24 protein-coding genes are annotated in these 20,537 nt (G+C 71.3%); 12 read left to right on the top strand and 12 right to left on the bottom strand.

The annotated features are described in order from the left end of the window. The first annotated feature begins 5 nt into the window (after positions 1 to 5). Positions 6 to 1,157, top strand: a complete 1,152-nt coding sequence (locus ACWCSU_RS40805; RefSeq protein ID WP_449942052.1) for a Gfo/Idh/MocA family protein — start codon at positions 6 to 8, stop codon at positions 1,155 to 1,157. After that, on the top strand, positions 1,154 to 2,161 hold the full coding sequence (locus tag ACWCSU_RS40800; protein WP_449942085.1) for a sugar phosphate isomerase/epimerase family protein: 1,008 nt from the start codon (positions 1,154 to 1,156) through the stop codon (positions 2,159 to 2,161). Before ACWCSU_RS40805 ends, ACWCSU_RS40800 begins: the two co-directional genes overlap by 4 nt. Positions 2,162 to 2,186: 25 nt before the next feature. Here ACWCSU_RS40800 and ACWCSU_RS40795 read toward each other — a convergent pair whose 3' ends face one another. Continuing rightward, positions 2,187 to 2,714 carry a hypothetical protein gene (locus tag ACWCSU_RS40795; protein ID WP_357697379.1) on the bottom strand — a complete coding sequence of 176 codons (528 nt, stop codon included), beginning with the start codon at positions 2,712 to 2,714 and terminating at the stop codon, positions 2,187 to 2,189. Positions 2,715 to 2,966: 252 nt separating this feature from the next. Between ACWCSU_RS40795 and ACWCSU_RS40790 the strand changes: the two genes are divergently transcribed. Then, entirely contained in the window at positions 2,967 to 4,190 is a 1,224-nt protein-coding gene (locus ACWCSU_RS40790) for an NAD(P)/FAD-dependent oxidoreductase (protein WP_449942051.1), read from the top strand. 31 nt (positions 4,191 to 4,221) lie between these two features. On the opposite strand, the gene ACWCSU_RS40785 is transcribed toward ACWCSU_RS40790, so the two are convergent. Continuing rightward, on the bottom strand, positions 4,222 to 4,737 hold the full coding sequence (locus tag ACWCSU_RS40785; RefSeq protein ID WP_449942050.1) for an SDR family NAD(P)-dependent oxidoreductase: 516 nt from the start codon (positions 4,735 to 4,737) through the stop codon (positions 4,222 to 4,224). A gap of 101 nt (positions 4,738 to 4,838) precedes the next feature. On the opposite strand from ACWCSU_RS40785, the gene ACWCSU_RS40780 reads away from it, so the two are divergent. Then, a complete protein-coding gene (locus ACWCSU_RS40780; protein ID WP_357697768.1) occupies positions 4,839 to 5,207 on the top strand; it encodes a MerR family transcriptional regulator in 369 nt (122 codons plus the stop codon). Positions 5,208 to 5,276: 69 nt separating this feature from the next. On the opposite strand, the gene ACWCSU_RS40775 is transcribed toward ACWCSU_RS40780, so the two are convergent. The 4 genes from ACWCSU_RS40775 to ACWCSU_RS40760 all read right to left on the bottom strand — a co-directional run bounded on the left by ACWCSU_RS40775 (position 5,277) and on the right by ACWCSU_RS40760 (position 7,524). After that, entirely contained in the window at positions 5,277 to 5,600 is a 324-nt protein-coding gene (locus ACWCSU_RS40775; RefSeq protein ID WP_357697384.1) for a hypothetical protein, read from the bottom strand. A gap of 172 nt (positions 5,601 to 5,772) precedes the next feature. Further along, a complete protein-coding gene (locus ACWCSU_RS40770) occupies positions 5,773 to 6,861 on the bottom strand; it encodes a Zn-dependent alcohol dehydrogenase (protein WP_357697386.1) in 1,089 nt (362 codons plus the stop codon). A gap of 22 nt (positions 6,862 to 6,883) precedes the next feature. Continuing rightward, the gene (locus ACWCSU_RS40765) at positions 6,884 to 7,075 is read right to left on the bottom strand and encodes a ferredoxin (RefSeq protein WP_357697388.1); all 192 of its coding nucleotides are present in this window, start codon (positions 7,073 to 7,075) and stop codon (positions 6,884 to 6,886) included. Next, positions 7,072 to 7,524 carry a pyridoxamine 5'-phosphate oxidase family protein gene (locus ACWCSU_RS40760; RefSeq protein ID WP_357697390.1) on the bottom strand — a complete coding sequence of 151 codons (453 nt, stop codon included), beginning with the start codon at positions 7,522 to 7,524 and terminating at the stop codon, positions 7,072 to 7,074. Before ACWCSU_RS40760 ends, ACWCSU_RS40765 begins: the two co-directional genes overlap by 4 nt. Before the next feature lie 73 nt (positions 7,525 to 7,597). Here ACWCSU_RS40760 and ACWCSU_RS40755 point away from each other — a divergent pair, with 73 nt between their 5' ends. Continuing rightward, the gene (locus ACWCSU_RS40755) at positions 7,598 to 8,239 is read left to right on the top strand and encodes a class I SAM-dependent methyltransferase (protein ID WP_357697392.1); all 642 of its coding nucleotides are present in this window, start codon (positions 7,598 to 7,600) and stop codon (positions 8,237 to 8,239) included. A 69-nt stretch (positions 8,240 to 8,308) separates the two neighbouring features. Here ACWCSU_RS40755 and ACWCSU_RS40750 read toward each other — a convergent pair whose 3' ends face one another. From ACWCSU_RS40750 to ACWCSU_RS40735, 4 genes are all read right to left on the bottom strand, one after another. After that, positions 8,309 to 9,355 (bottom strand): DUF1702 family protein, encoded by a 1,047-nt coding sequence (locus tag ACWCSU_RS40750; RefSeq protein WP_449942084.1) that lies wholly within the window; start codon positions 9,353 to 9,355, stop codon positions 8,309 to 8,311. Positions 9,356 to 9,430: 75 nt separating this feature from the next. After that, positions 9,431 to 10,486 (bottom strand): prenyltransferase, encoded by a 1,056-nt coding sequence (locus tag ACWCSU_RS40745; RefSeq protein WP_449942049.1) that lies wholly within the window; start codon positions 10,484 to 10,486, stop codon positions 9,431 to 9,433. Then, positions 10,483 to 11,193, bottom strand: a complete 711-nt coding sequence (locus ACWCSU_RS40740; protein WP_357697398.1) for a class I SAM-dependent methyltransferase — start codon at positions 11,191 to 11,193, stop codon at positions 10,483 to 10,485. Before ACWCSU_RS40740 ends, ACWCSU_RS40745 begins: the two co-directional genes overlap by 4 nt. 46 nt (positions 11,194 to 11,239) lie before the next feature. Beyond that, a complete protein-coding gene (locus ACWCSU_RS40735; RefSeq protein ID WP_364085369.1) occupies positions 11,240 to 12,511 on the bottom strand; it encodes a glycosyltransferase family 4 protein in 1,272 nt (423 codons plus the stop codon). Between the two features lie 265 nt (positions 12,512 to 12,776). On the opposite strand from ACWCSU_RS40735, the gene ACWCSU_RS40730 reads away from it, so the two are divergent. From ACWCSU_RS40730 to ACWCSU_RS40720, 3 genes are all read left to right on the top strand, one after another. Next, positions 12,777 to 13,805, top strand: a complete 1,029-nt coding sequence (locus ACWCSU_RS40730) for a GDP-mannose 4,6-dehydratase (RefSeq protein ID WP_357697402.1) — start codon at positions 12,777 to 12,779, stop codon at positions 13,803 to 13,805. A 262-nt stretch (positions 13,806 to 14,067) separates the two neighbouring features. Beyond that, positions 14,068 to 14,625, top strand: a complete 558-nt coding sequence (locus ACWCSU_RS40725; protein WP_449942048.1) for a helix-turn-helix domain-containing protein — start codon at positions 14,068 to 14,070, stop codon at positions 14,623 to 14,625. Beyond that, positions 14,618 to 15,457 (top strand): SRPBCC family protein, encoded by an 840-nt coding sequence (locus tag ACWCSU_RS40720; protein WP_357697406.1) that lies wholly within the window; start codon positions 14,618 to 14,620, stop codon positions 15,455 to 15,457. Before ACWCSU_RS40725 ends, ACWCSU_RS40720 begins: the two co-directional genes overlap by 8 nt. Positions 15,458 to 15,462: 5 nt before the next feature. On the opposite strand, the gene ACWCSU_RS40715 is transcribed toward ACWCSU_RS40720, so the two are convergent. Next, positions 15,463 to 15,936: a MarR family winged helix-turn-helix transcriptional regulator gene (locus tag ACWCSU_RS40715; RefSeq protein ID WP_364085357.1), complete on the bottom strand. Its 474-nt coding sequence runs from the start codon at positions 15,934 to 15,936 to the stop codon at positions 15,463 to 15,465. A 76-nt stretch (positions 15,937 to 16,012) separates the two neighbouring features. On the opposite strand from ACWCSU_RS40715, the gene ACWCSU_RS40710 reads away from it, so the two are divergent. From ACWCSU_RS40710 to ACWCSU_RS40695, 4 genes are all read left to right on the top strand, one after another. Next, entirely contained in the window at positions 16,013 to 16,852 is an 840-nt protein-coding gene (locus ACWCSU_RS40710; protein ID WP_357697409.1) for an LLM class flavin-dependent oxidoreductase, read from the top strand. A gap of 97 nt (positions 16,853 to 16,949) precedes the next feature. Then, the gene (locus tag ACWCSU_RS40705) at positions 16,950 to 17,522 is read left to right on the top strand and encodes an RNA polymerase sigma factor (RefSeq protein ID WP_357697411.1); all 573 of its coding nucleotides are present in this window, start codon (positions 16,950 to 16,952) and stop codon (positions 17,520 to 17,522) included. Then, positions 17,515 to 18,363: a CU044_5270 family protein gene (locus ACWCSU_RS40700; protein ID WP_357697413.1), complete on the top strand. Its 849-nt coding sequence runs from the start codon at positions 17,515 to 17,517 to the stop codon at positions 18,361 to 18,363. The genes ACWCSU_RS40705 and ACWCSU_RS40700 overlap by 8 nt, the downstream gene beginning before the upstream one ends. Before the next feature lie 116 nt (positions 18,364 to 18,479). Next, the gene (locus tag ACWCSU_RS40695; protein WP_449942047.1) at positions 18,480 to 19,301 is read left to right on the top strand and encodes a hypothetical protein; all 822 of its coding nucleotides are present in this window, start codon (positions 18,480 to 18,482) and stop codon (positions 19,299 to 19,301) included. Between the two features lie 26 nt (positions 19,302 to 19,327). Here the strand turns inward: ACWCSU_RS40695 and ACWCSU_RS40690 are convergent, their stop codons facing one another. Next, positions 19,328 to 20,512, bottom strand: a complete 1,185-nt coding sequence (locus tag ACWCSU_RS40690; RefSeq protein ID WP_449942046.1) for a cytochrome P450 — start codon at positions 20,510 to 20,512, stop codon at positions 19,328 to 19,330. Between the last annotated feature and the right edge of the window lie 25 nt (positions 20,513 to 20,537).

Genomic DNA, 20,537 nt, shown 5'->3' with positions numbered 1-20,537 from the left:
GTTGCATGTCAGACAAGACCACCATCGGCGTGGGCATGATCGGCTACGCGTTCATGGGCCGCGTCCACTCCCAGGCGTGGCGGAGCGTCGGCGCGTTCTTCGACCTGCCGCTCACGCCGCGCATGGCGGTGCTCGCGGGCCGGTCGAAGGAGCACACCGCGGCCGCGGCGGCCCGGCTCGGCTGGGCCGACGTCGAGACGGACTGGAGAGAGCTCGTACGGCGGGACGATGTGCAGATCGTCGACATCTGCACGCCGGGTGACTCGCACGCCGAGATCGCCGTCGCCGCGCTGCGCGCCGGCAAGCACGTGATCTGCGAGAAGCCGCTGGCCAACACCGTCGCCGAGGCCGAGGCCATGGTCGCGGCGGCGGCCGAGGCGCCGGGCAGGAGCATGGTGGCCTTCAACTACCGGCGGGTCCCCGCGGTCGCGCTGGCCCGCCGGTACGTCGAGGAGGGCAGGCTCGGCGAGATCCGGCACGTACGGGCCCAGTACCTCCAGGACTGGATCGTGGACCCGGAGTTCCCGCTGGTGTGGCGGTTGCAGAAGGACAAGGCGGGCGCGGGGGCGCTGGGCGACATCGGCTCGCACATCGTGGACGCCGCCGAGTTCGTCACCGGCCAGCACGTGGTGGGCGTGTCGGGGCTGACGGAGACGTTCGTCAAGGAACGTCCGCTGGCCAGGGAGTCGGCGGGGCTGGGCGGCTCGCGTACCGAGGAGCGGGGGGTGGTCACCGTCGACGACGCCGCGCTGTTCATCGGGCGGATGTCGGGCGGCGCGCTGGCCTCCTTCGAGGCCACCAGGTTCGCGACCGGGCGCAAGAACGCGATGCGCATCGAGATCAACGGGCAGCTCGGCAGCCTGGCGTTCGACTTCGAGTCCATGAACGAGCTGTGGTTCAGCGCGGGCGGGGGCGGGTTCGAGCGGATCCTGGTCACCGAGCCCGACCACCCCTACGTCGGCGCGTGGTGGCCGCCGGGGCACGGGCTCGGCTACGAGCACACCTTCACCCACGAGATCAAGGACTTCCTGGAGGCCGTCGCGGCCGGAACCGACCCTTCGCCGTCGTTCGCCGACGGGCTGCGGGTGCAGCGCGTGCTGGCGGCGGTGGAGGCGAGCGCGGCCGACGGCAGCCGGTACACCCCTGTGGAGGACTGATGAGACCAGTAACGCTGTTCACCGGGCAGTGGGCGGACCTGCCGTTCGAGGAGGTGTGCAGGCTGGCGGCCGAATGGGGCTACGACGGCCTGGAGATCGCCTGCTCGGGTGACCACTTCGACGTGGCGCAGGCCGTGGCGGACCCGTCGTACGTGGAGCACAAGCGCGCCCAGCTCGACAAGCACGGCCTGAAGGTGTGGACGATCTCCAACCATCTCGTCGGCCAGGCCGTCTGCGACCATCCGATCGACGAGCGGCACAAGGCGATCCTGCCCGCGCGCATCTGGGGCTCGGGCGACCCCGAGTCCGTACGGCGGGCAGCGGCCGAGGACATGAAGGACACGGCCAGGGCGGCGGCGGCGCTCGGCGTGGACACGGTGGTGGGGTTCACGGGGTCGTCGATCTGGCACACCGTGGCCATGTTCCCGCCGGTGCCGGCCTCGATGGTGGAGGCCGGGTACCAGGACTTCGCCGACCGCTGGAACCCGATCCTCGACGTGTTCGACGAGGTGGGGGTGCGGTTCGCGCACGAGATCCACCCGAGCGAGATCGCCTACGACTACTACACGACGCAGCGGACGCTGGAGGCGATCGGGCATCGGCCGGCGTTCGGGCTGAACTGGGACCCGTCGCACATGGTGTGGCAGGACCTGGACCCGGTGGCGTTCATCCTCGACTTCAAGGACCGGATCTACCACGTGGACTGCAAGGACACGCGGGTGCGGATCGGCGACGGGCGGAAGGGGCGGCTGTCGTCGCACCTGCCCTGGGCGGACATGCGCCGGGGCTGGGACTTCGTCTCCACCGGACGCGGGGACGTGCCGTGGGAGGACTGTTTCCGGGCGCTCAACGCGATCGGGTACGACGGCCCGATCTCGATCGAGTGGGAGGACGCGGGCATGGACCGGCTGGACGGGGCCCGGGAGGCGTTGGGGTACATCAGGAGGCTCAACTCCATCACGCCGCCCGCCACGTCCTTCGACGCGGCCTTCTCCACCACGTAGGACGCCCGGCCCCCGGGGGGCCGGGCTAGACGTCCGGGGTGGCGGTCTTCTTCGTGGCCGGGCTCCGCGCGGTCATCAACCCGATGATCATCGCCAGCCCGTAGACGAGGAACGGCCACCCGAACGGCCGGCGCGGCCCCCAGCCGTCGAAGGTGGTCGCCACCCCCACCAGGGTGACGGCCGCGGCCGAGAGCCACCCGAGCACCCGGCCCGCCGTACGGGTGCGCCGGCGTGCCAGCAGGACCGCCAGCAGGGCCGCCATGACGACCCCCGGCCACGCCATGAGGACGTAGTCCCAGCTGTAGGGGTAGTCCCATCCGTAGGCGGGGTCGTCGTACGGCCTCGGACGGACCGCCTGGAGCAGTGTGCCGTTCAGGGGGCCGGCGGCGAGGTAGAGCGGGAAGGCCATGACGATCATGGCGAGGTCCCCGTACATCACGTCGCCCAGGTTCCCGTCCTGGGTCAGCCAGGTCAGCGTCAGCACCGCGGCCCCGTACGCGCACGGGACCAGCGCTGCCGACAGGCCATGGACCCTGGCGATGGCTGCGACCATCAGACGCCTTCCCCGACCACGTCGCCGCTCCGGCGGAGCTGGAGGGTCCCAAGATAGAGCGCCCGCCCGGCTGCGGACCGGCCAATGCGCAACCCTTGCCCGAACCCGGGTCCCGGCACACGCCGGGGCCGGCGGCGGGCTCAGCGCGCTCGGTGTGGGTAAGAGCTGAGGTGCGCCGCGATCATCGCGTCGATGCCCGGCCCCGTCCGGGCGCCGAGCCCGTCGTCCAGGACAGGAAGAGGAGATCCGACCATGCCCGAACCCGTGACCATCGTGATCGCCGGTGGCGGCCTCGCCGCCGCCAAGGCCGCGGAGGCCCTGCGCGAGGAGGGGTTCGACGGCCGGCTCGTGCTGGTCGGCAGCGAGACCCATCTGCCGTACGAGCGGCCGCCGCTGTCCAAGGACTACCTCCAGGGCGGCGCCGAACGCGACAAGATCTTCGTCCACGACCGTTCCTGGTACGCCGAGCACGACGTCGAGCTGCGGCTGGGCGTCGAGGTCACCGCCATCGACCCCGGCGGCCACCAGGTCACGCTCACCGGCGGCGAGCGGCTCGGCTACGACAAGCTGCTGCTGGCCACCGGCTCCCGGCCGCGCCGTCCCGGCATCCCCGGGGCCGACCGGTCCGACGTGCTGTACCTGCGTACCGTCGACGACAGCGAACGCCTGCGCGCCACCCTGGCCCGCGCCGGTCGCGTCGCGATCCTCGGAGCCGGCTGGATCGGGCTGGAGGTGGCCGCCGCGGCGCGGGCCGCCGGGGCCGAGGTCACCGTGATCGAGACGGCGTCCGCGCCGCTGCTGCGCGTGCTGGGGCCGTACGTCGCCCAGGTGTTCACCGCGCTGCACCGCGAGCACGGCGTGAACTTCCTCTTCGACGCCCGCCCCGCCGAGATCACCGACTCGGGGGTCCTGCTCGAAGGCGGCGCCCACGTCGAGGCGGACGTCGTCGTGGCCGGCGTCGGGGCCGACCCGGACACCGCCCTCGCGCGGGCCGCCGGGCTGACCGTCGAGGACGGCGTCAAGGTCGGGGCCGACCTGCGCACCTCCGACCCCGACATCTTCGCGGCCGGCGACATCGCCAACGCCTACCACCCGCTGCTGGGCCACCACGTCCGGGTCGAGCACTGGGCGAACGCGCTCAACCAGCCCGCCACCGCCGCCCGCGCGATGCTCGGCCGGGAGGACGCCTACGACAAGCTGCCCTACTTCTTCACCGACCAGTACGACCTGGGCATGGAGTACGTCGGCCACATCCCGCCCGGCCACACCCCCGACGTCGTGGTGCGCGGCGACCTGGACGCCCGCGAGTTCATCGCGTTCTGGCTGGACGAGGAGGACAAGGTGCTGGCCGCGATGAACGTCAACGTCTGGGACGTCACCGACCACACCCAGGCCCTCATCCGCTCCCGCAAGCCCGTGGACCGGGCCGGGCTCGCCGACCCCGCCGTCCCCCTCGACACTCTCCTGCCGTCCTGAGCCGCCCTCGACGGTCGGCCCCGCCGCGCGCTCAGAGCGCGTAGAACAGGCCGGGGTCGGCCGCCAGGGACGCCTTGACGGTGCGGCTCCACTCGTCCACGACCACCTCCCACCGGCCGGCCTCGACGCCGTCGAGCGCGGCCCCGGCCACGTCCGCGGGGTCGAGGGTCGGGCCCTCGTAGCCGGCCATCATGTCGGTGTCGGCGGCGCCGAGGTGCACGCCGGTGACGAGGGTGCCCTGGGCGCGCAGTTCGAGGCGGACGCCGTTGGTCAGGCTCCACGCGGCCGCCTTGGCGGCGCTGTAGGCGATGCCCGCGTTGTTGACCAGCAGGGTGACGTCCTGGCCGGCCTCGGCGGCGGCCGACACGGAGGCCGGGTCGGTGATGTCCAGGCGCAGCACCTCGACGCCCGGGAGGTCGACGAGTTCGGGCCTGCGGGCGGTGGCGTACACCTTCTTCGCCCCCCGCTCCAGCAACTGGGTGACGAAGTGGCGGCCGATGCCGCGATTGGCGCCGGTCACGAGGGCGACGGATCCGGAGATGTCCATGACTGCCTCCTGGCAGGTCGGTGTCGGGTTCGGGGATACGCTAAAACCTGACGTTGACGTGAGAGGCAAGTATTGTGAGCAGGATCACGGCGGGAGCCGCCATGCGCATCGGCGAGCTCGCCACCAGGGCGGGCGTGAGCGTACGGGCCCTGCGCTACTACGAGGAGCAGGGCCTGCTCGTCTCCGAACGCAGCTCCGGCGGCCAGCGGCACTACCCCGAGAGCGCGGTGGAACGCGTCTGGCTGATCAGGCAGCTCTACGCGGCCGGCCTGGCGAGCCGGTCGATCGTGGACCTGATGCCGTGCGTGGAGAGCGGCCAGGTGACCCCGGAGCTGCTCGGCCGGCTCTCGGCCGAGCGGAGCCGCATCGAGGACCGCATCGGCGAGCTGGTCAAGGCGCGCGACAAGCTCGACTCGGTCATCACGCTGGCCGCCAAGGCCGCCCACGAGGGAAAACCCTGCCCCCGGTGACGCCTGACGGCCGGGGCGGCACGGTGGGGGCGGGGGCCGCTCCCGAGGCCGTGCCGCCGCCGGGGGCGGTCAGCGGACGACGCGGCAGATCAGGGCGTCGGACGTGCCGCGCAGCGCGGACATCACCACGTCCGTCGTGAGGAACTTGCAGGCCAGGTAGGGGTCTCCGGAGCCCGCGTAGGCCCTGGTGCCGCCGGGGCCTTCGGTGTAGCAGCGCAGGCCGCCGGACTCGTAGAAGCCGATCCACGAGGCCGAGTTGACCTTGGCGTGACAGTAGTCGCCGATCGAGAGCGGCCCGAAGGGCACGTCCACGACGGCCGCCTGGGCGGGCGCCGCGACGGCGAGCAGGGCGGCGGAGGCGAGCGAGAGCAGGGCGAGGCCGCGACGAAGCATGGATACTCCTTGGGGGGTGTGGGCACTCAACCCGGAGTATCTATTAGGAAAGTTTCCTTAGCAATGGGCTGCGACAGCAAGGGGATGCGACCAGGGTCGCCGATCGCGCCGCGACCGCGAAGGCCGGAAACCGGGGGCCCGGTTTCCGGCCTCGGCGGGCCGGGGGGCGGTGTCAGTCCATGATGACGATCTGGCGCAGCACCTCGCCGCCCCGCAGGGCTGCGACGGCGTCGTTCAGGTCGCCGAGCCGGATGCGGGCGCTGATCAGCGATTCCAGGTCGAGCTGCCCCGCCTTGTGGAGCTTGGCGAAGTACGGGAAGTCGTGCCGCACGTCGGCCTCGCCGTACAGGCTGGACAGCAGTTTCTTGCCCTCGAACAGCAGGCTGAAGGCGGAGATGGAGACCATGTCGTCCACCGCGCCGGCGCCGACCACGACCACGTCGCCGCCCGCCCGCGTGATCTGCCAGGCGCTCTGGATGGTCGCCGCCTTGCCGACGACCTCGAAGCCGTAGTCGAAGCCGCTGCCGCCGGTCAGTTCGTTCAGGGCCTCGGGGACCTGCTCGGGCGTGATCGCGTGCGTCGCGCCGACCTTCTTGGCCAGGGCGTGCTTGGACTCCAGCGGGTCGATGGCGAGGATCGTCCTGGCGCCGGAGAGGCGGGCGCCCTGGATGACCGACAGGCCGACGCCGCCGCAGCCGATCACCGCGACCGTGGAGCCGGGACGCACCCTGGCGGTGTTGATCGCCGCGCCGACGCCGGTCGTGATGCCGCAGCCGATCAGGGCCGCCGCCTCCCACGACACGTCCTCGTCGATCTTGATCGCGCCCTGCCAGGGCACGATGACCTCCTCGGCCCAGGTGCCGCAGCCCGCCATGCCGAACGCCGTCGCGTTGTCGCCGCCGAAGCGGAAGTTGCCCTTGCTGAAGGACTCGATGACGTACTTCATGCACATGTACGGCTGCCCGCCCACGCACAGGTCGCAGGTCTGGCAGGCCGGGCGCCAGCTGATCACGACGTGGTCGCCCGGCGCGACCGACGTGACGTGCTCGCCCACCTCGACCACCTCGCCCGCGCCCTCGTGGCCCGGGACCAGCGGCACCGGCTGCGGAAGCACGCCGGACATGGCCGACAGGTCCGAGTGGCACACGCCTGTGGCTCTGATCCGTACGCGGACATCGGTCGGCCCGACGGGGGCCAGGGTGATGTCGTCGCGGATGTCCAGCTTGTCGTTGCCTACGGCGTGCAGGATCGCGGCGCGCATGGGGTTCCTCCTCCGGCTACGGCTAGTCCTCTAGCGACAGGGCGGCTTTCGGGCAGGACCTGACCGCGCTGCGGACGCGGTCCCGCATTTCGGGGGGTGGTTCGGGGAGCAGGATGTGGAGCTGGTCGTCGTCATCGACCTCGAACACCTCGGGCGCGAGGCCCATGCACACGGCGTTGGCCTCGCAGACCAGTTCATCGACCTTGACCTTCATGTGAGCCTCCTGTGATCCCATGAGACCACTTTGGTGCGCTCGACGACGTAGGCGATCCGTTTCCTCCCGGTCTGCTCGACGTACGGGCTCAGCAGGTCGTCCGGGACGCCCGGCGTCATCCTGCGGGCGATCGCCATGCCGATGCCGAGCACGCGGTCGCGGTCGTCCACCTGCTCGGCGACGCCGTACACCAGGACGCCCCGGAGCTCGTCGTAGTCGTCGCCCGCCTCGACCAGGCAGCTCACCCGCGGGTCGCGGGCCAGGTTGCGTGCCTTCTGCGCCTTGCCGTACGTCCAGAAGGCGATGCGGCCCTCGTCCAGCCCGTAGAACATGGTCACCAGATGCGGTGTCCCGTCGGGGTTGATGGTCGCGAGCTGGACCTTCCGCGAACCCTCCAGGAACGCCGTGACCTCGTCGTCGGACATCGCGATGCGAGCGCGCTGATTCACGTGCCAAGTAGAACAGGTTGCAAAGAAGCACGGCAAGAGGTCGCTGGAATGTTGTTCGGTTCGGCTAGGGTGCATGCCTATGACGATGCCGCCGGAGCTGCTCCTCGCAGCGGAGCACGCCAAGGGATTCATGCCGCCGAAGGAGGGTCTGGCCCTGTTCGAGGCGGCCTGCCGGTACGGCGGTCGCGGCCCGGTCTGCGAGATCGGCACCTACTGCGGCAAGTCGGCGATCTACCTCGGCGCGGCGGCCCGGCACGTCGGCTCGGTGGTCGTCACCGTCGACCATCACCGGGGCTCGGAGGAGATCCAGCCGGGCTGGGCCCACCACGACCCGACGCTGATGGACCCGCGCTTCGGGCGGATGGACTCGCTGCCCGTCTTCCGCGCCACGATCGCCGCCGCCGGGCTGGAGGACGAGGTGATCGCCGTCGTCGGGCGGTCCGACCGGGTGGCCGCGTTGTGGAACACGCCGCTCGGCATGCTCTTCATCGACGGCGGCCACTCCGAGGAGCCGGTCACCCGCGACTACGAGGGCTGGGCGCCGCACGTCATGGAGGGCGGCGCGCTGGTCTTCCACGACATCTACCCCGACCCGGCCGACGGCGGGCAGGCGCCGTACCGGGTCTACCTGCGGGCCCTCGCGTCGGGCGCCTTCCGCGAGGTGTCGGTGGAGGGCTCGCTGCGCGTCCTCGAACGCGTGGCCCCGGGCATCTAGCCGAGGGCTCGCCGCGCGTCCTCGAACGCGTCGGACCTGGCATCCGGGCAGAAGCGTTCCGGAACGCGTCTAGCCGCGGTGGCGGCGGTTCCACGACCTGCGGGTGTGGGCCTGCCAGCGCTGGAAGTCCTCGTGCGTGTGGGCGTCGTGGCCGAGGGCGAGGAGCGCCTGGTCGGTCCACGCGGCGGCCTCGTCGGGCGCGACGGCGGCCAGGATCGGCACGGCCAGCCGCGCGTGGTCCGGCAGCGCCCCCGACCGCAGCCGCGCCGTGACCGCGAAGGCGCAGCCCTGCGCGAGGTGGGCGCGGAAGCCGTCGGCCCCGGCGTGCTCGGTCAGCCACCACAGCTCGTCGCTGTCGGCGCCGCCCGTGTACGTGGCCGCGAACCCCACGCCGCTCCACAGGTCGGCCCGTCGCGTCGCCGGGAAGCTCGCGATCCGCGCGCCGACGTCGTCCGGCGAGGCGCAGTCGTGGTACCACAGCAGCCGTCCGAGCCCCTGGTCGAAGACCGCGCAGTGGGCGCGGGTGAGTAGGTCGGGCATGCTCCTGCGGCCGACCATGCGGTCGGCGCGCGACAGGCTCCACTGGAAGCCGAAGCCGTCCACGGCCAGCCAGCGCATCAGCGGGTGCGCCCGCCGCGCGCCCCAGACCGGACGCAGCCGCAGCAGCGCGTAGCCGCGTCCGGCGCCGACGTACGCGGCGTGGCGGTGATGCTGGGCGGGGCCGGCCAGTAGCTCGTGAAGGCGCCGGCCCCGGGTCAGGGTGAGCAGGTCGAGCACGGTGCAGGCCGCCGCCGCGCCCTCGTAGCCGTAAGGCCGCTGCTCAGGTGATAGTTCTTCGATCTTCTCGACTTCCCGCGACATCACCGCGTTGAAGCCGAATACGTACGACTTTTCGGCATCCGCGAAGACTGTTCGGGGAGCCCCGGCGCGCGACCGGAACCTGCGCCGGCTCAGATCGGACTCCGAAGGATCCTTGGTCAGAAACCTCCGCAGCCCCCTCGCCGGGGACAGTGTCGGCTCGATCCTGACCTGGTCCAAGAACGCTGTTGTGCCCGTGTCGCCCACGCTTCCCCCGAAGACGCCTCCTACGGCCAGACACGAAGCTAGTAACCCCATTGCGCCGTTCACCGGCGGCGCACCGGATGTCCCCGGCAAAGAACCCGCAAAAGCCCTTGCGCCCTCTCCGGCGGGTCAGCCGGGGGGCGCCGGCCTGAAGGACTGCCGCTCCACGCACCCGCACGCCTCCGGATCGGACACCGACGTGCCCGCGATGTCGCGGAACAGCCCGGAACCGGGGGAGAGGCGCTGCAACGCGTCCGCGGCGAGGATGGCCGCGGCCGCGGTGTAGCCGGAACGCTCGTGCGGGAAGTGCTTGCGGTTGACGAACTGCCAGCCGGTCCAGTACGAGCCGTCCTCGTGCCGCAGGTGCTGCACGTCGGCGAAGAGCGCGGCGGCCCGCGTACGGTCGCCCATGGCGTCCAGGGCCAGCACCAGCTCGCACGTCTCGGCCCCGGTCACCCACGGCTGGTCGGACACGCACCGGATGCCGAGTCCCGGCACCACGAACGTGGACCACTCGCGTTCCAGCAGCTCGAACGCCTGCCGGCCGCGTACGGCGCCGCCGAGCACCGGGTAGTACCAGTCCATCGAGAACCGGCTCTTGTCGGCGAACGCCTCCGGGTGCGCCGACAGCACGTGGGCGAGCCGGTCGGCGGCCAGCTCCCAGTGCGGCTGCGGGTCGCCCAGGTGGTCGGCGAGCAGCACGCCGCAGCGCAGACCCTGGTGGATCGAGGCGCACCCGGTCAGCAGCGCGTACGCCGCGGGCCGGCCGTGGGCGTCCCGCTCCCAGACGATCTCGCCGCGCTCGGTCTGCAGGCCCACCACGTAGTCGAGGGCGGCCTTGACCATGGGCCAGTACCGCTCGGCGTGCTCGCGGTCGCCGGTGACGAGATGGTGGTGCCAGACGCCGGCGGCCACGTAGGCGGCGTGGTTGGACTCGCCGCCCGCCTCGGCCGCCACGCCGTCGAGCAGCTTCATCGGCCAGGAGCCGTCGGGGCGCTGGTGGCGGGCCAGCCACTCCCAGCCGCGCCGCACCGGCTCGGCCAGCCCGGCCACGCACATGCCCATCAGGCACTCGACGTGGTTCCACGCGTCCACGTGCCCCTCGGGCCAGGGCACGCCGCCGTCGTCCTGCTGGATGGCCGCGATGCTGAGGGCCGTGCGGACGACCTCCTCGCGGGAGATCATGGCTTCTTGACGTAGAGGACCACGCTCTTGCCGATGAGCGGGTTGAGCAGCGCCTCGGCGATCCTGGTGGCGGCCGGCCGCTTCATGATGTCCCACACCAGCAGCTCGTGGTACGCCTTGGCGACCGGGTGGTCGTCGTTGTTGACGCCCACCGCGCACTTGATCCACCAGTAGGGCGCGTGCAGGCCGTGGGCGTGGTGGTGCGGGCCGATCTCGAAGCCGACGGACTTGAGCTTGGCCGACAGCTCGGCCAGCGTGTAGATCCGCACGTGGCCGCCCGGCGCGGTGTGGTAGTCCTCGTCCAGGGCCCAGCAGATGCGCTCGGGCAGGAAGCTCGGCACGGTGATCGCCGCGGTGCCGCCCGGCTTGAGCACGCGGAAGATCTCCCGCATGGCCGCCATGTCGTCGGGGATGTGCTCCAGCACCTCGGCCGCGATGACCCGGTCGAAGCCGCCGTCCTCGAACGGCATGTCCAGCGCCGTGCCCTGGACGGTCTCGCCGGTCGCGCCCAGCGGCACCTCGCCCGCCTTGTCCATCGCCACGAACATGGCCGCCACGTTGTCCAGCTCGGACTGGTCCATGTCGAAGGCGACGACGTCGGCGCCCTGGCGCAGCACCTCGAAGGCGTGCCTGCCGCCGCCGCAGCCCAGGTCGAGCACACGCACGCCGGGGCCCACGGGGAGCCGGTCGAAGTCCACGGTCAGCACTTTGTCGCTTCTCCTTGATCAGCTCTTGGGGCTTTTCGTACGGGGGTCAGCGGCGGCTCTTGTGCGCCGCCATCGCCTCGCGGTACGCCTCGACCGTCCGCTTGGCGACGACGTGCCAGGTGTAGCGCTCCATGACGCGGTCGTAGCCGGCCTTGCCCACCCGCTCGCGCTCCTCGGGGGAGTCGTGCAGGCGGCGCAGCACCGCGGCCAGCTCCTCGGCGTCACCCGGCGGGACCTGGACGGCCGCGTCGCCCACGACCTCGGGCAGCGCGCCCGTACGGCTGGCCACCAGCGGCGTGCCGCAGGCCATGTGCTCGACGGCGGGCAGCGAGAAGCCCTCGTACAGCGAAGGGACCACCGAGATCTCCGAGGTGGCGATCAGCTCGCCCAGCTCGTCGTCGGAGATGCCGTGCACGAAACGCACCCGGTCCTGCAACGAGAGCTCCTGGACGAGCCGCTCGGTCGGGCCGCCGGGGGTGGGCTTGCTGACGACGGTCAGGTTCACGTCGCGCTCGGTGGCCAGCTTGGCGACCGCGCGCAGCAGCGTGGCCACGCCCTTCATCGGCGAGTCCGCGCTGGCGACCGCGACGATCGAGCCCTTGCGGCGCGGCTTGTCCGGGCGCGGGTGGAAGTAGCGGGTGTCCACGCCGAGCGGGATCAGCCGCATGTTGGCCTGCGGGACGTTGAAGTCCCGGTGGATGTCGGCCAGCGACGACTCGCTGACGGTGAGGATCGGGCTGAGCCTGGGGGCGACGCGGGACTGCATCTTCACGAACCCGTACCAGCGGCGCATGGTGAGCTTCTTGTAGCCGGTGGCGGCCTCCAGCTCGATCCGCCGGTCGACGCTGATCGGGTGGTGGATCGTGCCGACCACGGGGAACAGCTTCTGGATGCCGAGCAGGCCGTAGCCGAGGGTCTGGTTGTCCTGGACGACGTCGAAGTCGCCCACCCGCTTCTTCAGCTCGCGGTAGGCGCGCAGGGTGAAGGTCAGCGGCTCGGGGAAGCCGGCCGTCCACATGGTGCCGACCTCCAGGAGGTCGATCCAGTCGCGGTACTCGGCCAGCTTCGGCGTCCTGAACGGGTCCTCGTCCCGGTAGAGGTCGAGGCTGGACACCTTGCGCAGGACGACGCCCTCGTCCAGCTCGGGGTAGGGCGGTCCGGAGAACACCTCGACGTGGTGACCGAGCGCGACCAGTTCACGGCTCAGGTGCCGGAGGTAGACGCCCTGCCCGCCGCAGGTGGGCTTGCTGCGATAGGACAGCAGCGCGATCCGCAGCGCCTCGCTCACGGACACCCCTTTCTCCGCCGGTAGGCCCATGTTTTCTGCGGTAAGGCCCCAAGAGGCGGGCGTGTACCGTGAAAGATGACCTTAGTCCGAGAAGGCTACCATTCGGTAGGTCACCTGGAATTGTTCACAACAGTCTCCACAGGCCGTGCGAACTGCGACATTAAGGTAACCGAGCGTGGTTCGGTGAAACATGTTCTAGGTGGCTTGGTGCTGCGTCCAGGCGCTTAGCTGTACATTCCCGTCCCAAAGGGACGCGGTGCGGGCCACCGTACCTACGTGATAGTTGGAGGACCCCTTGGCCAGGCGCGCTCTGATCACCGGCATCACCGGCCAGGACGGTTCCTACTTGGCCGAGCACCTGCTCGACCAGGGGTACGAGGTGTGGGGGCTGGCCCGCGGACAGGCGAACCCGCGCGTCTCGCGCATGCGCAAGCTGCTCGCCGACGTCCAGGTGGTACGGGGTGACCTGCTGGACCAGGGGTCGCTGATCTCCGCGGTGGAACGCGTTCAACCCGACGAGGTGTACAACCTGGGGGCGATCTCGTTCGTGCCCATGTCATGGGAGCAGGCCGAGCTGACCGCCGAGGTGACCGGGATGGGCGTCCTGCGGATGCTTGAGGCCATCCGGGTGTGTTCGGGCGTGTCGAGGGGTGGGGGATCGTCGCCGTCGGGGCAGATCCGCTTCTACCAGGCTTCGTCGTCGGAGATGTTCGGGCAGGTCACCGAGACGCCGCAGACCGAGCGCACCGCCTTCCACCCGCGCTCGCCGTACGGGGTGGCCAAGGCGTACGGGCACTTCCTCACGCAGAACTACCGCGAGTCGTACGGGATGTTCGCGGTGTCGGGCATCCTGTTCAACCACGAGTCGCCGCGCCGCGGCGCGGAGTTCGTGACCAGGAAGGTCACGCTCGGGGTGGCCCGGATCAAGCTCGGGCTGGCCACGGAGCTGCGGCTGGGCAACCTGGAGGCGCGTCGCGACTGGGGCTACGCCGGCGACTACGTCAAGGCGATGCACCTGATGTTGCAGGCCGCCAGCCCCGAGGACTACGTGATCGGCACCGGGCGGATGAAGTCGGTGCGCGAGCTGGTGGAGGCCGCCTTCACGGCCGCCGGGCTGGACTGGGAGCGGCACGTGGTGGTCGACCAGGCGCTGCACCGGCCGGCGGAGGTGGACCTGCTGTGCGCCGACCCGAAGAAGGCGCGGGCGCAGCTGGGGTGGGAGCCGAGCGTGTCGTTCGACGAGCTGGTCGCCATGATGGTCGAGAGCGACCTCCGCCTCCTCTCCGCCGGCGGCGACCCCGACCAGGACAGCTCCTGGCCGTAGACCGGACTGCTTCCGGTCGTTGTTTCCCGGGGTCTGTGCGGTTGTGGCCGCCTGTTCCGGTGCGGGTTCTGCTGTCTCTTCACGGCTTCGCGTGGTCGGGCCATCCGCCGTACTGCGGCTGAGGGCCCTCCAGGGGCACGGCCGCTGACCCTTCACCGGTGACCCGCCGTCACGCGGCGCTCTGTGGGCCCTCTGAGTTCTCACGGCGATCCCGTGGATCCCATTGACAAAGAGGATTTTTACGTAAAAGATTGGTTTTGCGATGAGAGATGTCCTGTATCTGGAGCAGATCGAGCAGGCCGAGGCGCTGCTCAAGCCGCAGCGGGTCGAGGTGCTGAGGCAACTGGCCGAGCCGCGCACGTGCTCGGAGGTCGCCGAACGCCTCGGGCAGACGCCGCAGCGGGTCTACTACCACGTCAAGCGGCTGGTTGAGGCGGGCCTCGTGGACCTGGTGTCCGAGCGCAAGGTGCGCGGCATCCACGAGGGCATCTACCAGGCCGGCGCCCGCTCGTACTGGCTGTCACCGCGGCTGGTCGGGCGGATCGGGCTGCGCAGGGCACGCGACGAGCTGAGCCTGGGCTACCTGCTCGACCTCATGGAGGAGGTCCAGGCCGACATCGCCGCGCTCGACCGGGACGCGCCCGAGCTGCCGTCCATCGGCCTGTCCGGAGAGATCCACGTACGTCCGGAGAGCCGCCAGCAGTTCCTGAACGACCTGCAGGGCATGCTGCAGGAGCTTTTCACTCGCTACGGCGGCGCTGAGGGTGACGCCTTCAAGCTCGCCGTCGCCTGTTACCCCAAGGGAGAAGAGCATGAGTGAGCCGATGATCGCGAAGGTCCGCGTCCACGCGCCGGTCAAGGAGGTGTGGCACGCGCTGACCGACTCGGCCGCGGCGCGCGTCTGGCTGGCCGAGCACGCCGAGGTGGACCTGCCGGACCGGTTCGAGTTCTGGGGCCGTACGACGCCGGAGGGCGACGCGCCGCACCAGCGGGTGCTGTCGGCCGACGACCGCAGTGTGCAGTTCGCCTGGCTGCTGGACGGGGTCGAGACGACCGCCGGCATCACGGTCGAGGAGGACGGCGAGTCGGCGACGATCGTCTCGGTGTCGCAGTCGCACTACGACTTCCAGGACGTCGTCACCGGCGCGAGCATCCGCGGCGTGCTGCAGACGTACTGGTACCAGGTCCTGGCCAGCCTGGCCGAGCACGTCGAGGGCCGGCCGCTCACGCCGCGCGTCGACTTCACCGCGCGCGAGCTGCGCGCCGAGGTCACCATCGACGCGGCGCCCGCCCAGGTCTTCGAGTCGCTGATCGACTCGGAGACGGTCACCAAGTGGTTCGGGTTCCCGATCGAGATCGAGCCGTACGTCGGCGGCCGGTTCGCCATGGGCGGGTTCGCGAACGACCCGTCGCCGGCCAAGGTGCTGGAGCTGGAGCCGGAGCGCCGGTTCTCCGTCGACTGGGGCGGCCCGGGGGTGAGCTCGTGGGAGCTCGCCGGGTCCGCCGGCCGGACGCGGCTGACGCTCGTGCAGAGCGGCTTCGACGCCGAGCGCCCGCCGTACGCGGCCTGGGGCGGGATGTTGTCCGGGGTGGCGGAGCTGCGGCGCTTCCACGAGGTGCCGGACTGGCGTCCGATGTGGGTCGAGGCCTGAGCGGTTCAGCCGGGTTTGTCGTGATCGGCGTCCGGCAGGTGGTCGAGGACGGTCTCGGCGATCGTCGCGAGCACCTCGATCTGCTCCGGTGAGAGCAGGTCGATGAAGTGCCTGCGGACGGACGCCACATGGGCGGGCGCCGCCTCCTGGATGGCCCGCAGCCCTCCCTCGGTCAGCACGACCACGGCGCCGCGCCCGTCCCCCTCGAAGCCCTCGCGCGTGACGAGCCCGCGCTGCTCCATCCGCGAGATGTGCCGCGAGAGGCGGCTCTTCGACCAGAGCATCCGGTCGGCCAGCCTGGTGAGACGCCACCGGTGGTCGGGCGCGGAGGTCAGCGCGGACAGGACGTCGTAGTCGGGGGCCGACAGCCCTGAGTCGCGCGCGAGGTCGCGGCTGACCTGGGCATCCAGCAGCAGGCGCATCCTGCGGTAGCCGATCCAGGCCCGGAACTCGGCGTCGTCCAGCCAGTTGGGCTCCATGTCCCCGGAGTTTAGTTGACGTGTAACCGACCTCAGCTCTAGGTTTACATGTAAACCAATCTGGAGGAGGCACGTCGTGTTCGGACTGGGCATATCGACCTCGGCGGGGCCGGGGGCCGATCCTGTGGGGGACGCTCGCGCGGCCGAGGAGCTGGGCTTCGACTTCGTCTCGGCCTCGGACCATCCCTGCGGGAGCGAGCCGACGTACGAGCTGTGGACGATGCTGACCTGGGTGGCCGCCGCCACCTCGCGGATCAGGGTGGCGACGCGGGTGCTGGGGGTGCCGTACCGGCCGCCGGCGATGGTCGCCAAGATGGCCGAGACGCTGCACCGGCTCTCCGGCGGCCGGCTGATCCTCGGGCTCGGGGGCGGCTACTCCGACGAGGAGTTCCGCGCGTTCGGGCTGGGCGTGCCCACACCCCGCGAGAAGGTGGACGGCATGGTGGAGGCCATCCACGTCATCCGCGGCCTCTGGTCCGAATCGCACTTCACGTACGAAGGCTCTCGCTACCACACCGATCGGGCCACCATCGAGCCCAAGCCCCTCAGCCCCATCCCGATCTGGCTGGGCACGTACGGACCGCGCGCCCTCGACGCCACCGGACGGCTGGCCGACGGCTGGATCCCCTCCCTGGGGTTCGCGCCGCCGGAACGGGCGGCGCCCATGAGGGAGCGCGTCCTGTCGGCCGGTCGCCCGGTCGAGTGCGTGTACAACGTCGCCTTCCGCATCGGCGCCGCCGCCGAGGGGGACGGGATGGTCGCGGGCTCGGCGTCGGAGGTGACCGGCCGCCTGGCGGAGTTCGTGGCCATGGGGTTCACGTCGATGAACTTCACGCCGGTCGGCCCCGACCCGCGCGCCCAGGCGGAGCGCCTGGCCGGGGAGGTGCTGCCCGCCCTCCGCGCGCTGACTTCCTGACCGGCGGCGGGACGCGCGGAAGACGATCCGGGCCTGCGGCGAAGGATGGGTGACAGTCCACCACTTCGTGAAGGCGCCTGATGACGGAGACGACAACGTGATCGCCGAAGCGGGCGAACAGCTGACCGACGCCGAGCTGGTCGCCCGGTACCGGCGGGACCCCGAGCTGTTCACCATCGTGCACGATCGCCACTACCGCGACATCTACCTGTACGTCGCCGGCCGGCTGGACACGCAGATCGCCGAGGACATCACGGCCGAGACGTTCTTGCTGGCCTTCGACCAGCGCGACCGGTTCGACCCGGAACGCGGGGGTTTGCGGCCCTGGTTGTTCGGCCTGGCCACCAACCTGATCGCCAGGCACCGGCGCAAGGAGGTCCGCCACTACCGGGCGCTGGCCCGGCTGGGCACGGAACCCGCCGTGGAAGGCCATGAGAACCGGGTCGTGGCCTCCGTCGCTGCCCAGCGCATGCAGCCCCACCTGGCCAGGGCGATCGCCGCGCTGTCCGGGGGCGAGCGCGACGTCCTGCTGCTCGTGGCCCTGGGCCAGCTCAGCTACGACGAGGTGGCCCAGGCGCTCGGCATCGCCGCCGGCACGGTCGGCTCCCGGCTCAGCCGGGCGCGCGCGAAGATCCACGCCCTTGTCGACAAGGAGACCGCTCATGGATGACCTGAACGAGCTCGCCACCCTGCTGGCCAAGCCCGAACCGGCCACCGAGGCGATCGCGCGCAGCAGGGGCCGCCTCCAGGACAGGATGCGCGGCCGTACGGCGCGGCGGCGGACGGGGTGGCTCGTGCCGTCGCTCGCCCTGGCCGCCGCCGCCGCTGTCGTCACGGTGCTCGCCACGGGCGTGATCGCGCCTGCCGGCACACCGGCCTCGGGCAAGGACGTCCTGCTCATGGCCGCCGCCAGCGCCGAGCGTACGCCCGAGGGCGCCGGCCGGTACTGGCACGTCACCCGCGAGTACCGGGACGCCGACATCCCCTCACGGGAGAGCTGGACGACGCGGGACGGGCGTCGCTGGTCCAGGGGCCGGCCGGACGCCCCCGCGGGTGTCGTCGTGCCCGACCCGAACCCGCTCAGGCTCAAGGGGGCCGAGGTGAGCATCGAGGAGCTCGAAGGGCTGCCGACGGAGCCGGCCGCCCTGATCGCCCGGATCGCCGCCCTTCCCGGGCTCGCCCGCGCCATGACCTCCTCCGAGCAGCGTGGTGACCCGCTGTTCTCACTGGTCGCGCTGATCTCGGAGCTGCCGGCGCCGCCGGAGGTCCGGTCCGCGGCGTTCCGGGCACTCGCCGCGACACCCGGGGTCGAGAACGCGGGCGAGGTCGAGGACGGGCAGGAGCTGCGGTTCCCCAACCCCGACGGCGGCCCCGAGATCAGGACGGTCGTCGACCCTGCGAGCGCCCGGGTGATCCGGACCAACTACCTCTACGGCGGCGACGGGGGAGTGGCGTGGGGCCCGAGCTTCGTCTGGGTCACCGCAGGCTGGACCGATCAGCCTCCGCGCTGACGTGGGGTGGGCGCCGGTTGGGCGGGCGGGCTTCGGGAGGGCGCGGAGTTCGCTGGTTTTCCACAGAACGTGGCTCGGCTCTGCGGGGGCCTGGGGAAGGCCGTCACCCTGGGCCCGTGAACGGCTCACTCTCGTTGCTCGGCCGCGCCGAGCGCATCACCCGGTCCTGCCGGCAGGCCGTCGCCTGCCGGCAGACGGCCGCACATGTCTGGGGCCTGAGCGTGCCCTCCGTCCAGGAGGCCGACTGGCCGGTAGAGGTGATCGCCCCCGCTCACCTGGCGATCCCCGGCTGCGTCACGTACGTGGGCGAGCTGCCCGCCGACGACGTCACCGACCATCGGGGCGTCCGGCTCACCACCATGGCGCGCACGGCCCTCGACTGCGCCCGGTCGCTGCCGCGTCCGGAGGCCGTGGCGGCGCTCGACCAGTTCGCCCGGCTGGGGGTCGACATGGAGGCCCTGTGGCGTCGTCCGCTCAACTCCTGGCGGCTGCGCGACACGCTGAGCCTGGCCGACGCGGGTGCCGCCTCGCCCCGGGAGAGCTGGCTGCGGGTCATCCTTGTCGACGGCGGCCTCCCCCGGCCCACGACGCAGCTCGCCGTGGACCTGGGCGGCGGCAGGCGGGCCTACCTCGACCTGGGGTGGGAGCCGTACAAGGTGGGGGTCGAGTACGACGGCCGGGAGCACCACACCTCGCCCGAGGACCGGCGGCGCGACGACGACCGCCGCGCCGAGCTGCGGAGGCTCGGCTGGCGCGTGATCGCCGTACGCCGCGACGTCATCCCCGGCCAGATCGCCGGCCTTCTCCGCCACGTCGCCGACGCGCTGATCCAGCAAGGCTGGCAACCGGGCCCGGAGGGCACTGTCCACGTCCTTCGCCAGATCCGCGCGGCCCGCCGCAGGACCCACCGCCATCCCCGGCACCGGCGCTTCTCGTGAGGGCGTTCCCGGTGCCTACGGGAGGGTCAGGCGATCGTGACCGGCAGCTCCTTGATGCCGTTGATGAAGTTCGAGCGCAGGCGGCGGGCCGGGCCGGCCTGGCGGATGCGCGGGCGGCGCCTGGCCAGTTGCTCGAACAGCACGCGCAGCTCCAGCTTGGCGAGGTGGTTGCCGAGGCAGAAGTGCGCGCCGCCGCCGCCGAACCCGATGTGCGTGTTGGGCGTGCGCCCGATGTCGAAGACCTCCGGGTCCGGGAAGACGGAGGCGTCCCGGTTGGCGGAGGAGTAGAAGACCACGACCTTGTCGCCGTCCTTGACGGGCTGCCCGCCGAGCACCTGGTCGGCCATGGAGGTGCGCCGGAACAGGTTGACCGGCGACACCCACCGGACGATCTCGTCGGCCGCCGTCCTGGCCAGCGTGGGGTCGGCGACCAGGCGGTCCCACTGGTCGGGGTGGTCGAAGAGGGCCAGCATGCCGCCGGAGGCCGCGTTGCGGGTGGTCTCGTTGCCCGCGACGATCAGCAGCAGGACGAAGAGGTCGAACTCGTCCTCGCTGAGGTTTTCGCCCTTCTCATCGGGCTGGAGGAGCTTGGTGATGATGTCGTCCTTGGGGCTGGCTCTGCGCTGCGCCGCGAGCTCGTTGGCGTAGGCGTACACCTCCATGGCCGCGCCGGAGCCCTCCTCGGGCGTCGCGGCGTAGTCGGGGTCCTGGGCGCCGATCATGCGGTTCGACCAGGAGAACAGCTTGTCGCGGTCGGTCGCGGGGGCGCCGAGCAGCTCGCAGATCACGTACAGGGGGAGGGGGGCGGAGACCTCGGTGACGAAGTCCACCTCGCCGGAGCACTTGTCGAGGAGGTCGTCGCAGATGTCGCGGATGTGCTGTTCGAGGGCGCCGATCGTCCGGGGGGTGAAGCCGCGGTTGACCAGCGAACGCCGCCTGGTGTGCTCGGGCGGGTCCTGGTTGAGCATCATCAGCCGCTGGAGGGCGATCTGGTCCTCGGGCATCTCGTCGAAGAGGGCGAGCTTCTTGGCCGAGGAGAACAGCTCGGAGTGGCGGGACACGTGCACGACGTCCTCGTAGCGGGTGACCGCCCAGAACCCGGGCTCGCCCTCGTGCCAGTGGACGGGGGAGTTGGTGCGGAGCCAGGCGAGCTGTTCGTGGGGTGGGCCGGAAGTCGCGTAACGGTCCCTGTCGACGAGGTCGATATGCACTCGCGGTCACCTCTTGATCAAGCGC

This window comes from Nonomuraea sp. NPDC001699 (assembly GCF_053596455.1).
Note: the sequence above shows the minus strand (reverse complement) of the source record. Positions and strands in the feature narration are given on the sequence as shown.